The organism is Nocardioides oceani (assembly GCF_030412965.1).
Taxonomy (GTDB): domain Bacteria; phylum Actinomycetota; class Actinomycetes; order Propionibacteriales; family Nocardioidaceae; genus Nocardioides; species Nocardioides oceani.
The window spans coordinates 1-215 of sequence record NZ_JAUHJQ010000293.1; the positions used below are offsets into that span (position 1 = coordinate 1).

Consider the following 215-nt stretch of genomic DNA (forward strand, 5'->3'; position numbering starts at 1 on the left):
GCACTCCGACGACGTCGCCGAGGGTGACGTGATCAGCCAGGACCCGGTCGACGGCACGCTGTTCCGGGGCGACACCGTCGGGCTGGTGGTCTCGCGCGGGCCCGAGCTCGTGGAGGTCCCCCACGTGCGTGCGTCCGGCGTCGACGCGGCCCGCGAGGAGCTCGAGGCGCTCGGCTTCGACGTGGACACGCGGAAGGCCCCGGGCTACCTCGGCC

Annotated in this window: 1 pseudogene; it reads left to right on the forward strand. The window is 74.9% G+C overall.

Annotated features, from left to right (window positions below):
* Positions 1-215 (forward strand): annotated as a pseudogene (locus QWY28_RS24115) (PASTA domain-containing protein); the annotation flags it as partial.